Raw genomic sequence first — 13,417 nt, forward strand, 5'->3', positions numbered from 1 at the left:
GTGGGGCTGATTATGCCGCGTGTCACCGGGCTTGGGGGCGGCAGGACGATTTCAGCTCTCCCTGCCTTCGGCCACCCTTGCTTCGGGGAGGGAACGGCTAAGCCAAGCTGCGATCTTTGCCGTTCCCTCTCCCTTGGGTGAGGGTGGCCCGTCAGGGCCGGGAGAGGGGTGATGCGCCGATCAGGGACAAAGCCTCAAATCGCCACCAGGCTCTTCACATTCTGTTCTTTCATCTCGCTGCCGGGACCTGCCTTGACGATCTCGCCGCGCGCCATCACGGCGTATTGGTCAGCCAGCGATTCGGCAAAGTCGTAGTACTGCTCGACCAGCAGGATCGCCATCTCTCCCCCTTCGGCGAGCTTGCGGATGGCGGCACCGATGTCCTTGATGATCGAGGGCTGGATGCCTTCGGTGGGTTCATCGAGGATCAGCACCTTGGGGCGCATGGTCAGCGCACGGCCGATGGCCAGCTGCTGTTGCTGGCCGCCGGAAAGATCGCCACCCCGGCGGCCGAGCATGTCCTTGAGCACCGGGAACATCTCGTAGATGTAGGACGGGATGCCGCGCGAGGCCTTGCCATTGGCGAGGCCCATCAGCAGGTTCTCTTCAACAGTGAGGCGCGGGAAAATTTCGCGGCCTTGCGGCACGTAGGCAAGACCGAGCGCGGCGCGGTTATAGGCGGCCATCTTGGTGATGTCCTTGCCTTCGAAGCTCACCGAGCCCTTGGCCACCGGCAGCAGGCCCATCAGGCATTTGAGCAAGGTGGTCTTGCCGACGCCGTTGCGGCCGAGCAGGGTGGTTACTTCGCCTTGCTTGAGCGTCAGCGAGACACCGCGCAGGGTGTGGCTGCCGCCGTAGTATTGGTTGAGGTTTTCGATTGTCAGCATTGCTTTGGGAGTCGGGCGTGGTGAGTCGGGAGTCGATGCGGCCATCTGGCACCGTTTTAACTCCCGCTCCCCACTCCCCACTCACTACCTCCCTAAATAGACTTCAATGACCCGTTCATCGTTCTGCACCTGCTCCAGCGAGCCTTCCGAGAGCACGCTGCCTTCGTGCAGGCAGGTGACTTTGCGGCCGCCGGAGATCTGCTTGATGAAGTCCATGTCGTGCTCGACGACGATCAGCGTGTACTCGCCGGCCAGCGAGAGGAACAGCTCGCCGCTGCGCTCGGTTTCCTCGTCGGTCATGCCGGCGGCGGGCTCGTCGAGCAGCAACACCAGCGGCTCCTGCATCAGCAGCATGCCGATTTCCAGCCACTGCTTCTGGCCGTGCGAGAGCAGGCCGGACGGGCGCTGGGCCTGCTCCGTGAGGCGGATCAGTTCGAGGATCTCGTTGATGCGGTCGCGTTGCAGGCCGCTGAGCTTGGCGCGCAGGCTGGTCCAGATGCCCTTGTCCATCTTCATCGCCAGTTCGAGGTTCTCGAACACCGAGAGCTGCTCGAACACGGTCGGCTTCTGGAACTTGCGGCCGATGCCGGCATGGGCGATCTGCGCTTCGTTGAGCTTGGTCAGGTCAATCGTCTGGCCGAAGAAGGCGGTGCCCGAGTCCGGCCGCGTCTTGCCGGTGATGACGTCCATCATGGTCGTCTTGCCGGCACCATTGGGGCCGATGATCGAACGCAGCTCGCCCTTGTCGATGGTCAGGTTGAGCTTGTTGATGGCGCGGAAACCATCGAAGCTGACGACGATGTCTTCCAGATAAAGAATGACGCCGTGCGTGGTATCAAGCTGCGAGCTGTCGGTGGCGCGACCGGCACCGATGGAGCTGGGCGCCAGATTGCCTTCGCCGGAGATCGGGCTGCCGGCGGCGTGCGTTGTCGTGTTCATGCTTCCTCCCGCTTTGCGAAGCGGCGCTTGAGCTGGGCGCGAATTTGTCCACCTAAGCCAATGACGCCTTGCGGCAGATACAGTGTGACCAGCACGAAAATCAGCCCCAGGAAATACAGCCAGTATTCCGGGAAGGCGACGGTGAACCAGCTCTTCACGCCGTTGATGAGGCCGGCGCCGAGCAGCGGGCCGATCAGCGTGCCGCGCCCGCCGACCGCGACCCAGATGGCGATCTCGATCGAATTGGCGGGCGACATTTCACTCGGGTTGATGATGCCCACTTGCGGCACGAACAGCGCGCCGGCAATCGAACAGATGATCGCCGACACTACCCAGATGAAGAGCTTGTAGGGCAGCGGGTTGTAGCCGGAGAACATGACGCGTGACTCGGCATCGCGAATCGCAGCGAGCACGCGGCCAAGCTTGCTGGTGACGATGTAGCGGCCCAGCAGCAGGCAGCCGATCAGCAGCAAGGCGGTGAGGCCGAACATCACGATGCGCGTCTCGGGCGAAGCGATGTGAAAGCCGAGGATGCGCTTGAAGTCAGTGAAGCCGTTGTTGCCGCCGAATCCGGTCTCGTTGCGGAAGAACAGCAGCATCGCCGCGAAGGTCAGCGCCTGGGTGATGATCGAAAAATACACACCCTTGATGCGCGAGCGGAAGGCGAAAAAGCCGAAGATGAAGGCGACCAGGGCCGGCACCACGAGGACCAGCAGCAGGGTGTAGAGGAAGCTGTCGGTGCCTTGCCAGTACCAGGGCAGCTCCTTCCAGTTGAGGAACACCATGAAGTCGGGCAGGTCGCTCTGGTAATTGCCTTCGCGGCCGATGGCGCGCATCAGGTACATGCCCATGGCGTAGCCGCCCAGCGCGAAGAACAGGCCGTGGCCGAGCGAGAGGATGCCGGTGTAGCCCCACACCAGATCCATTGCCAGCGCGACGATGGCGTAGCACATGATCTTGGCGATCAGGCCGACCCAGTAGGTCGATAGATGCAGCGGGCTGCCCTCGGGCACCACGATATTGAAGATCGGGACCAGTACCAGCATGAGCGCTGCAAAAGCCGCCAGTGCTAGCCAGCCCTTGGGGCCGAAGAGTCGGTAGATCAAAGTCTTGTCCATGTCTTGTCGATGCGTAATGAGTCAGTCGTAACGGGAGCCGGCACCTTTGCGCGCAGCGGCCTGCTCAGTTATCCACGAAACGTCCCTTCACCGCGAAGAGGCCTTGCGGACGCTTCTGGATGAAGACGATGATGAAGACGAGGATGGCGATCTTCGCCAACACCGCGCCGGCCCAGCCTTCGAGCAGCTTGGAGAGAATGCCCAGACCCATCGCGGCATAGACAGTACCGGCCAGCTGGCCGACGCCGCCGAGCACCACGACCATGAAGGAGTCGATGATGTAGCCTTGGCCCAGATCGGGACCGACATTGCCGACCTGCGACAGCGCGCAACCAGCCAGCCCGGCGATGCCCGAGCCCAGCGCGAAAGCCATCGTGTCGACATGCGGCGTGGCAACGCCGACGCAGCTGGCCATCTGGCGGTTCTGCGTCACGGCGCGGACGAACAGCCCCAGCCGGGTGCGCGTCAAAATCAGGGTCATGCCGATCACCACCAGGGCGGCGAAGGCGATGATGGCCAGGCGGTTCCAGGGCAGGATCAGATTGCTCATCACCTGCACGCCGCCTGACAGCCATTGCGGGTTCTCGACCATCACGTTCTGCGCGCCGAAGGTGGTGCGTACCAGCTGGATCAGGATCAGGCTGATGCCCCAGGTGGCGAGCAGGGTTTCCAGCGCACGACCATAGAGGTGGCGGATGACCAGGCGCTCCATCGCCACGCCGACCAGGGCCGAAGCGAGGAAGGAGACCGGAATGGCGATCAGCGGATAGATCTCGAAGAGTCCGGGCGCGAATTTCTGCACCAGGTTCTGTGTCGCAAAGGTGGCGTAGGCGCCGATCATGATCAGCTCGCCGTGCGCCATGTTGATCACGCCCATCAGGCCGTAGGTGATCGCCAGCCCCAGCGCGGCCAGCAAGAGGATGCTGCCCAGGCTCAGACCGGTGAAAATGCCGCCCAGCCACTCACCGCGCTTGAGTCGCGTATTGATGGCGTTGATCGATTGCTGTGCGGCCAGGCGCACCGACTCGTCGCTTTCCTTGAAAGCCTCGCCGTCTTTTTCCAGCACGGCTTCAAGCAGGCTCTTGATGTTGGCGTCATCGGTGGTGCCGAGGGTCTGGATGGCAGCCAGACGCAGCGCTTTGTCCTTGCTTTGCAATTGCGCGGTGGCCTGGGTCAGCTGCAGCAGCTTGAGGATGGTCGGATCTTTTTCGATCTTCAGCGCCTTGTCCAGCAAGGGCAGGATCGCTTCATTGGCCGAGGCTTGCAGTTTTTTGACCGCATCGAGGCGCACTGCGGTGTCCGGCGAGGTGATCGCCAGTGCGGCCAGTGCGGCGTCGAGCGCGCTGCTGACGCGGTTATTGGTGACGATGTCTTCAGCATCGGCCGGCAGGGCGGGCAAAACCTGACCGCTGACGGCATCGGTGATCTTGTCGCCATCGACGATCAGCACCTGCTTGCCGCCGACGACCTTCAGGCCGTCATTGGCCAGCGCCTGCAGCACCGGCAGGGCTTCCGGGTCGGCGCTGCCGGCGATGGCATTGAGCGCTTCGACCTTGATGTCATTGTCTTCATTGGCGAGCTTGAGGATCAGCTCGGCAGACGGTTTGGCGTTGGCGATACTGCTGCAACACAAGGCCAAAGCGCACAGCACTACCGGCACGAAGCTCAGGCAAGCACGGGCGTGGCTACGGAATTCACGGCTGGAAATCATGGTGGTGTTCTGGCTTCCGCTGCAGTTCCCTCACCCGTTTGCGGGAGAGGATGGCCGGGCAAAGCACCAGGCCGGGAGGGCAACACGCGTTGCCCTGACTTGCATCGAGGCATTGCCTGCGAGGGCTTGCCAGCTGCCCGGCCACTCCCCTGCGAAGAGGAGCGCGGCCGGGCGAGCGGCATTTACAGACTTTGCTTACTTCTTCACTTCGGGAACGTTCTTCTTGCCCTTGTTCTCGGGGATGTAGTCGCTCCACGGGTCGGCAACCACCGGACCCTTGGTCTTCCACACCACCTTGAACTGGCCGTCAGCCTTCACTTCGCCGATGAACACCGGCTTGTGCAGGTGATGGTTTTCCTTGTCCATCGTCGACATGAAGCCGCCCGGTGCCGGGAAGGTCTGGCCAGCCATCGCGGCGATCACCTTGTCGGTGTCGGTCGACTTGGCCTTGGTCACCGCCTGGGCCCACATGTGGATGCCGATGTAGGTCGCTTCCATCGGGTCATTGGTCAGCGGCTTGTCCTTGTGACCAGCAATGCCCTTAGCCTTGGCGTATGCGCTCCATTCCTTGATGAAGGCGTCATTGGTCGGGTTCTTGATGCTCATGAAGTAGTTCCATGCGGCCAGGTGGCCGACCAGCGGCTTGGTATCGACGCCACGCAGCTCTTCTTCACCCACCGAGAAAGCCACCACCGGCACATCGGTCGCCTTCAGGCCCTGGTTGCCCAGTTCCTTGTAGAAGGGCACGTTGGAGTCGCCGTTGATGGTCGACACCACGGCCGTCTTCTTGCCTTCAGCGGCGAACTTCTTGATCTTGGCGATGATGGTTTGATAATCGCTGTGACCGAAGGGCGTGTACTCTTCCATGATGTCCTCGTCCTTGATGCCCTTGCTGTGCAGGAAGGCGCGGAGGATCTTGTTGGTGGTACGCGGATAGACGTAGTCGGTACCCAGCAGCACGAAGCGCTTGGCCGAGCCGCCGTCCTTGCTCATCAGGTATTCGACGGCCGGGATGGCTTGCTGGTTAGGCGCTGCACCCGTGTAGAAAACGTTCTTCGAGAGTTCTTCACCTTCGTACTGCACCGGGTAGAACAGCAGGCTGTTCAGCTCTTCATAGACCGGCAGCACCGACTTGCGCGACACCGAGGTCCAACAGCCGAAGGTCACCGCAACCTTGTCCTTGGAGATCAGCTGGCGAGCCTTTTCAGCGAACAGCGGCCAGTTGGAAGCGGGGTCAACCACCACGGGTTCCAGCTGCTTGCCCAGCACGCCGCCCTTCTTGTTGATTTCGTCGATGGTCATCAGCGCAACGTCCTTGAGGACCGTTTCCGAAATCGCCATCGTGCCGGAGAGCGAGTGCAGGATGCCGACCTTGATCGTATCGGCGGCGCGTGCCGTAAAGGAAGTGAGACCTGCGATAGCCAGAGCCGAGGCCATCGCCGAAACCTTGATGAAGTTACGACGTGATTGCATGTGTGAGACTCCCTGACAGAAGTTGAAGAACCACCGGGTAAGCCAGCGGATGTCGCCAATGTAGGGATTCGTCGCGTCTGACGGAATACGCCAGATTGCGTAGGACTACGCAGTCACTCTAGAGTGCTGCTTTGCCACACTCACTGCGCCCATGAATTTCCACTACCTTTACCGTCCAGCCGTTCGCCCACCTGGCACCGCCTCTGCAAAGCCAGCACCTCTGCTGGTGCTTCTGCACGGCATGGGCGCCAATGAAGAAGACCTGTTCGGCCTCGCTCCCCATTTCGATGCGCAGTTCGCCGTGCTCAGCATCCGCGCGCCGATTGAAATCCAGCCTGGCTACTACCGCTGGTATCTGCGTCAGGACACGCCCAGTGGCCCGGTCTACGACGGCCGTGAAGTGCTTGAGAGCCGCAGCTTCCTCATCGCCGCCATCGAGTCCGCCGTGCGCGAATTCGACATCGACCCGCAGCGCGTCTATGTGCTGGGCTTCAGCCAGGGCGCCGCGATGGCCCTGAGCCTGGTGTTCACCGCGCCGCAGCTGATCCAGGGCGCCATCTCCATCGCCGGCCGCGTGCTCGACGCGATTGAACCCTTGCACTGCGAGGCCGCCGCGCTGGCGCATCTCTCGGTGCTGCTGTTACACGGCACGCAAGACGGCGCCGTGCCTTTTGAACAGTCCGAGCTTGCCGCACGCATGCTCAGCGAGCGCGGCGTTCGCCATGCCCTGCATGCATACAATGCTGGTCACACGGTGACGCCGGGCATGTTGCGTGAGGCGAAGGAATATTTGGCGGGGGTGTTGCGGGGCTGACTACGAGGAGGGGGTTGAAGCTTGCGTTGATGCTGGCAATGCATTCAAGGTCCGCTTAAAGCCCAGGGCCTTGTCCCCGACTTGATGCCAGAACGCGACCACCTCCAGGGCTTTGTCCTGTATTCGGTAGTAAAGGAAATACTGGATGCGCGGCAGGTATAAACGCCTGACCACAATAGGGCGCGCAGTTTCGATCTTGCTACCAATGCCCGGCTCATCTACAAGCAAAGCCAGCGCGGCTGCAATATCTTTGCGAATGGCGCCAGGGGCTGCCGGGCGATTGTCCGCCCACCACGCAGCAGCTTTTTCAATTTCCCGCACTGCGCGGGGTTTGATGCGGACCGCGAGGGACAAGATCAGCCGTAGCGACTTAAGCGCGCGAAGAGCTCATCAGCCGAAATACCTTCTTCGCGATCCGCTTCGTCCAGCGCATCCAGCAGCTCAGTCTCCTGAGCAGGGGGCAACTTCACGGCAGCATCATCCCCGCGCGCGATGACCGTCACCACGGTCCCCTCTGGCAGAGAGAGACCTTCAACGACGACCTTGCCGTCAACGATGGTTCCGGAAGCGAGCTGCATGCTTTGGATGGTAGCTCACTGAAAGCTCGCGATGCAATCGCGCGTCGGCTGAGCTCAGAGTGAGCAGGGCAAGGCTTGTTCGCAGGCCAATGCATCATCCGGAAATCACGGCTTTGCTTGGGGCACACCGCGGCTGGATACAGCACAGCATTTTTAGCCGGATGAAGCGTAGCGGAATCCGGGGGCTAGCGGAATCAAGCCTCCTTCTTGGCTTTAAACCGATGGTCTTCGGCAGCGCAGCGTTCCCAGTTGCGGCAATTCGCATTGCGCGACGTTCGCCCCTCTCCCGGCCTCCGGCCACCCTCCCCCGAGGGGGAGGGCACGGCAAGGTGCATTACTGGTCGATGCGCCGGAGAACCAATGAAGTTCCCTCCCCTTGGGGGAGGGGGGCCCTTCGGGCCGGGAGAGGGGAGATGCGTAGTGAAGGGATATCTATTCGCGCAGTCACCCACTTTGTTAGGGGTGGAACTTAGTTGAGGCCGCCAGCCGCCGAAATGACTGCATGATTCAGGCTTCGCTCGGAAGCCCTTGCTGGCTGAATGAAGCGCTGCGAAATTCGGGAAGGGCGGCTGATCAGGCCCCAGCCCGGATGCTCGACCTGCGGCTTTCATCCGGGCTTGTTTTTCGAAGAGCTTAGCGCGCAGGTAGGGACGGAGGGGGCGTAATCCATGCAGGGAATAGTACGCTCAGGCTTGGTGAGGTTTGCCCACCTTGTTTATTGCACAATTCACTAGCCTTCTCCGGAAACAAGCCGGAGAAGTTGTCAGCAACCTCCGGGTCGTTCGCGGCATGTGGGACACAGTCAAGCAGCTTTGTAACAATACAGCGGCGCGGAGGGGTTTTGGAGGCGCTGCTTTTGCCGGAGTTGCACCAACTGTCGGCGAGATTGGTGGCGCTGTCTGCGTTGTTGTCGAGGCCTGTTCCGGCGTTGCCGCCTGAATTGCTCTCGGAGAATGCCCAGGCCACTACGACAGGGCTGGCCGAAAACTTCGGACCTCCTTTGTCTGGAAAGCTTTGACAGCGTACGCGGTTGAACTCCGATATCTTCTCGCCGCCGCTAACCCGGATGCATTCATTGCTTGCTGCGGTCTTGGCTGAAGCGACGTCTGGGTAGGCGACGGCGCTGATTAGCGCTGGATGGCCCTGCACATAGGTCTGGACGAACGCTGTCGCAGCCTGAATGTTTGCACCATACAGTCCAGCTACGATCAGCATCGCAGCGCCGAGGTAAGAGCGGGAAATATTCATGATTTGCGTAGTCCTTTAGCGGAAGAGCTTCTGTGGCCTGGCGCGCACAGCAATATTGTTTTGCTGTCGGCATTGTCAGATCCCAATGCTAGGTCTACGACGAATATTTTGTTTTGCGTTAGTTAAAAACCAAGGCCTATAAATGCTCAGGAGATATGTCTTCTTGCTAGGCGGCGTCTCTCAGCGATGGGGGCGCTTTCGGGCTTTGATCGTTTAGCCTCCACCCCGCCCCAGCTTGCTCATCGCCAGATTCGCCGCGGCCGTGCGCGTTTCGACACCGAGCTTTTCGAAGATGTGTTCGAGGTGTTTATGCACGGTGCGCGGGCTGGAGCCGAGAATGTCGCCGATGTCCTTGTTGGTCTTGCCCTTGCTGACCCAGTGCAGGACTTCGGCTTCCTTTTGCGTGAGGCGGAAGGCGGCGATGAGGATTTCGAGCGCGCTGCTGTCGGATTCTTCGCGCAGCACCAGCAGGTATTCGTCGTCGGCGGTGCGGTCGTGCAGAGAGAAGATCAGGCGGCGGCCGCCGTGTGCGAGGTTGAGCGTGGCGGGTTCGGGTGCGTTGCTGGCGGCGGGCGTCTGGCTGGCAAGGCGCAGCCAGTCGAGGATGCGCGGCGCGGTGATGCCTTCGCTGTCGAGCCCGTGGGTGGCGAGCATCTGGCGCGCCAGCGGGGTTTGCCAGGTGATGCGGCCACTGGCCAGATGCACGGCGATGGTGGCCTGGCCGAAGGCGTCGAGCGCGCTGCGCGCCTGCTTCATCTGCCGTGCGCTGCGCAGGTGGCTGCTGATGCGGGCAATGACTTCGCCGCTGCGGATCGGCTTGCTGACGTAGTCGGTACCGCCGGCCTGGAAGGCGGCGACGACGTGCTCGGTCTCGGTGAGGCCGGTCATGAAGATGATCGGGATGTGCTGGGTGGCGAAGTCGGCACGCAGGCGACGTGCGACTTCAAAGCCGTCCATGCCGGGCATCATCGCGTCGAGCAGGATGATGTCGGGCACAGCCTGGCGCGCACGTGAGAGGGCGCTTTCGCCATTGATCGCGACGAGCACGGTGAAGCCCGCTTCGTCGAGCGCATCGTGCAGCACCGAGAGGTTTTCCGGCACGTCATCGACGATCAGCACGATGTCGGTATTCTGCCGGTCAAGACTGGTCGGCATCCATCATTCTCCGTAAAGTCTGGCTCATGGCTTCGAGCTGGAAGCGGTTGGCGTGTTCGCGCATGCTGTTCACAAAGTCGGCACTGTGCGGGCTCGCCGCCAGCATTTCGTCGAGCGCCTTGTGAATGCCGCGTACATAGCCGAGGTCGATCTGCGCGGCGAGCGCTTCAAGCTGCTCACGCGGCGGCCGCTGCACTTCAGCGCTGGCTTTCTTGGCGGCGTGCGCTGGCGCTGCGGGTGTGTTCGTCGCCGATGCCGCGTCGTCCCAGGCCAGATCGAGGCGCGCGCCGATCCAGTCGAAGAGCTCGGCAACCTTGACTGGCTTGAGGATGAAGTCGCTGCTGGCGATGCCGACGTCGTTGTCGAGGCCTTTGTCGAAGGCGTTCGCTGAGATGATGGCGATCGGCGCGTCGGAGAGCTGCTGCGCGCGGATGCGGCGGATGGTCTCCCAACCGTCGATACCCGGCATCGCCAGATCCATGAAAATCGCATGCGGCTTGAAACGCGGCAGCACTTCCAGACATTCAAGCCCGGAGGCGGCCTGGTCGAGCTCGAAGCCGACCGGCGCGAGCACGCTGGCGAGCAGTTCGCGGTCGACCTGTTCGTTGTCGACGATGAGGATGCGCCGTCGCTCGCCACGATAACCCGTGCGCCGCACACTGACCGGCAGTTCGCGCGCCGCCTGGGCGGCATGCACTTGTGGCAGGAACAGGCGCAGGGTGAAGCAGGTGCCTTCGCCCAGCACGCTGCGCACGCTCATTTCGCCGCCCATTAGGTCGGTCAGCATGCGTGCGATGGTGAGGCCCAGTCCGGTGCCGCCGGCGGCCGCTGCTTGTGGCGCGCTGCCCCGCGAGAAGGGCTCGAAGATGCGTTCAAGTTCCTCGGCGGCAATGCCGGGGCCGCTGTCTTCGATCTCGAACACCGCCATTTCGCGTGCGTAACGCAGGCGCAGGGTGACATCGCCCTGTGCGGTGAACTTGATTGCATTGCCGAGCAGGTTGATCAGGATCTGGCGCAGGCGCTTTTCGTCAGCACGCACCACGGCAGGCAGTTCGCTGAGTTTCTCGAAGCTGAAGTTGAGCCCCTTGCTGTGCGCCTGTTGTTCGAACATGCGCACCAGCTGTTGCACCACCTCGGCAAAGTCGATGGCGCGCGTCTCCAGCGTGAGCTTGCCGCCTTCGATGCGGGCGATGTCCAGCGTGCCTTCGATGAGTGAGAGCAGGTGGTCGCCACTGCGGCGGATGACCTTGATCGCTTGCTGGCGATGCGCGGGAATCGCCGGGTCGCCATCGAGGATCTGCGCATAGCCCAGAATGCTGTTGAGCGGCGTGCGCAGCTCGTGGCTGATCGCCGTGATGTAGCGGCTCTTGGCTTGATTGGCCTGGTCGGCGACCCGCTTGGCGCGCTGCAGTTTTTCGTCGGTGCGCTTATGCGATTCGATTTCGCGCATCAGCAGATGCGTCTGGCGGTTCGATTCCTCCTGCGCGACCTGGCGGCTCTTGTGGGTCAGCACCAGCCACCAGGCGAGGATGCCGGCGATCAGCAGCAGCGCGGCAAACGCCTTCATGAAGGCCTGGCGCAGGGCGACGCGCACGGCCGGATCTTCGCCGCCGAGCATCTGCACCTCGTGGTAGTAGAACAGGCCGAGCAGGGCCACGATGACCGGCACGATCAGCGCCATCAGCAGCAGGTAGTGGGCGATGCCCGAGTCGATGTAGGGCCACAGGCGGCGAGGCAACAGATGCTGCAGCAAGTGCGACCACTGGCTGGCCAGGCGCGCCTCGGGCTTGCAGAGGTCGTTGCAGCGTGCGTCGAGCGAACAGCACAGCGAGCAGATGTGGCCCTGGTAGGCCGGGCAGTGCGCCATGTCATCGACTTCATACTGGCGCTCGCAGATCACGCAGGAGACGGTGCGCGTCTCGCCACGCGGCTCGGCAATGATCGGGATGGAGCGGCGTGCGATGTAGTAGCGGCCGCCGGTAGCCCAGGCCAGCAAGGGCGAGAGGATCAGCGCGCTGGCCAGTGCGATGAACGAGGCGAAAGCTTGCGCCTGCGCGCCGAACAGGCCAACGAAGGCCGAGATCGACAGTGCCGAGGCGATCAGCATCGCGCCGACGCCGACCGGGTTGATGTCGTAAAGATGCGCGCGCTTGAACTCGATGCCCGGCGGCGAGAGCCCCAGCGGCTTGTTGATGACCAGATCGGCGACTACCGCGACGATCCACGAAATGGCCACATTCGAAAACAGCCCGAGCACCTGGCCGAGTGCCTGGAACACATCGAGCTCCATCAGCAAGAGCGCGATCAGCAGGTTGAACACCACCCACACCACGCGCCCCGGATGGCTGTGGGTGAGCCGCGCGAAGAAGTTGGACCAGGCCAGCGAGCCGGCGTAGGCATTGGTGACGTTGATCTTCAGCTGCGAGAGGATGACGAAGAAGGCGGTCACGGCAATCGCCCAGTCACTGCGCTGCAGTACGTATTCGTAGCCGATCAGGTACATCTGGTTGGGGTCGACGGCGCGCTCCAGCGGCACCGCATTGCGCAGCGCCAGGTAGGCGAGCAGGGCGCCACCGAGCATCTTGGCGATGCCGGGCAGGATCCAGCCCGGACCGCCGATGATCACTGCCAGATTCCAGCGCAGACGCGTCGCCGGCGTGCGCTCGGGCATGAAGCGCAGGTAATCGACCTGCTCGCCCATCTGCGTGATCAGCGCGATGCCCACGGTCAGCGCACTGCCGAACAGATAGATATTGAACTGCCCGCCCGCGCCATTGGCGCCGGGGTAGCTGGCCAGTTCGCCCAGCACACCGGGGTTCGCCTGCAGCACATAGAAATACGGCAGCACCAGCAGCAGCAGCCAGATCGGCTGGGTCAGGGCCTGCAGACGGCTGATCGCGGTGATGCCGTGGGTGACCAGGGGCAACACCACCAGCGCGCAGATCAGATAGCCCAGCGAAGGCGGAATATCGAAGGCCAGCTCCAGCGCATAGGCCATGATCGCCGCTTCGAGCGCGAAGAAAATGAAGGTGAAGCTCGCGTAGATCAGCGAGGTGATGGTCGAACCGATATAGCCAAAGCCCGCGCCGCGCGTCAGCAGGTCCATGTCCAGACCATAGCGGGCCGCGTAATAGCTGATCGGCAAGCCACACAGCAGGATGATCAGGCCGGTGACGAGGATCGCCCAGAAGGCGTTGATGAAGCCGAAGTTCACCAGCAAGGTGGCGCCCACGGCTTCGAGCACCAGAAAGGACGCCGCACCGAACGCTGTATTGGCCACCCGCCACGCCGGCCACTTGCGGAAGCTGCGCGCAGTAAAGCGCAGGGCGTAATCTTCAATCGACTCCTTGGCCACCCAGGAGTTGTAGTCGCGGCGCACCTTGACCACACGCTGGATCGCCTCGTGTTCGTCACTGCCGTTCGGGGGCTCGATTGCGTCGTTCATGGCGCGTATGGTGGCATGAGTGCGGCGGCTTGGGCACGATTCATCACAT

The 13,417-nt window shown here is 62.2% G+C and carries 11 protein-coding genes; 1 reads left to right on the plus strand and 10 read right to left on the minus strand.

The features are described 5' to 3' along the window. Positions 1 to 194 precede the first annotated feature (194 nt). The 5 genes from urtE to urtA form a co-directional block, all read right to left on the minus strand. A complete protein-coding gene (gene urtE, locus ABDB84_RS13065; protein ID WP_345920187.1) occupies positions 195 to 887 on the minus strand; it encodes an urea ABC transporter ATP-binding subunit UrtE in 693 nt (230 codons plus the stop codon). 84 nt (positions 888 to 971) lie between these two features. After that, on the minus strand, positions 972 to 1,826 hold the full coding sequence (gene urtD, locus ABDB84_RS13070) for an urea ABC transporter ATP-binding protein UrtD (protein ID WP_345920188.1): 855 nt from the start codon (positions 1,824 to 1,826) through the stop codon (positions 972 to 974). Continuing rightward, the gene (gene urtC / locus ABDB84_RS13075) at positions 1,823 to 2,944 is read right to left on the minus strand and encodes an urea ABC transporter permease subunit UrtC (RefSeq protein WP_345920189.1); all 1,122 of its coding nucleotides are present in this window, start codon (positions 2,942 to 2,944) and stop codon (positions 1,823 to 1,825) included. The genes urtD and urtC overlap by 4 nt, the downstream gene beginning before the upstream one ends. A 64-nt stretch (positions 2,945 to 3,008) precedes the next feature. Further along, positions 3,009 to 4,655, minus strand: a complete 1,647-nt coding sequence (gene urtB, locus ABDB84_RS13080) for an urea ABC transporter permease subunit UrtB (RefSeq protein ID WP_345920190.1) — start codon at positions 4,653 to 4,655, stop codon at positions 3,009 to 3,011. Between the two features lie 195 nt (positions 4,656 to 4,850). Then, complete coding sequence (urtA, locus tag ABDB84_RS13085) at positions 4,851 to 6,128, minus strand: urea ABC transporter substrate-binding protein (protein WP_345920191.1); 1,278 nt, start codon at positions 6,126 to 6,128, stop codon at positions 4,851 to 4,853. Positions 6,129 to 6,279: 151 nt separating this feature from the next. On the opposite strand from urtA, the gene ABDB84_RS13090 reads away from it, so the two are divergent. Beyond that, complete coding sequence (locus ABDB84_RS13090; protein WP_345920192.1) at positions 6,280 to 6,942, plus strand: alpha/beta hydrolase; 663 nt, start codon at positions 6,280 to 6,282, stop codon at positions 6,940 to 6,942. On the opposite strand, the gene ABDB84_RS13095 is transcribed toward ABDB84_RS13090, so the two are convergent. The 5 genes from ABDB84_RS13095 to ABDB84_RS13115 form a co-directional block, all read right to left on the minus strand. Further along, a complete protein-coding gene (locus ABDB84_RS13095; protein WP_345920193.1) occupies positions 6,943 to 7,296 on the minus strand; it encodes a type II toxin-antitoxin system RelE/ParE family toxin in 354 nt (117 codons plus the stop codon). It lies immediately after the preceding gene. Between the two features lie 2 nt (positions 7,297 to 7,298). After that, on the minus strand, positions 7,299 to 7,520 hold the full coding sequence (locus ABDB84_RS13100; RefSeq protein ID WP_345920194.1) for a hypothetical protein: 222 nt from the start codon (positions 7,518 to 7,520) through the stop codon (positions 7,299 to 7,301). 633 nt (positions 7,521 to 8,153) lie between these two features. Beyond that, positions 8,154 to 8,768, minus strand: a complete 615-nt coding sequence (locus ABDB84_RS13105) for a hypothetical protein (protein WP_345920195.1) — start codon at positions 8,766 to 8,768, stop codon at positions 8,154 to 8,156. 213 nt (positions 8,769 to 8,981) lie between these two features. Further along, entirely contained in the window at positions 8,982 to 9,923 is a 942-nt protein-coding gene (locus tag ABDB84_RS13110) for a response regulator (RefSeq protein WP_345920196.1), read from the minus strand. Further along, positions 9,907 to 13,368 (minus strand): hybrid sensor histidine kinase/response regulator, encoded by a 3,462-nt coding sequence (locus tag ABDB84_RS13115; RefSeq protein WP_345920197.1) that lies wholly within the window; start codon positions 13,366 to 13,368, stop codon positions 9,907 to 9,909. The genes ABDB84_RS13110 and ABDB84_RS13115 overlap by 17 nt, the downstream gene beginning before the upstream one ends. Positions 13,369 to 13,417: the final 49 nt, after the last annotated feature.

The organism is Uliginosibacterium sediminicola (assembly GCF_039631295.1).
GTDB lineage: Bacteria > Pseudomonadota > Gammaproteobacteria > Burkholderiales > Rhodocyclaceae > Viridibacterium > Viridibacterium sediminicola.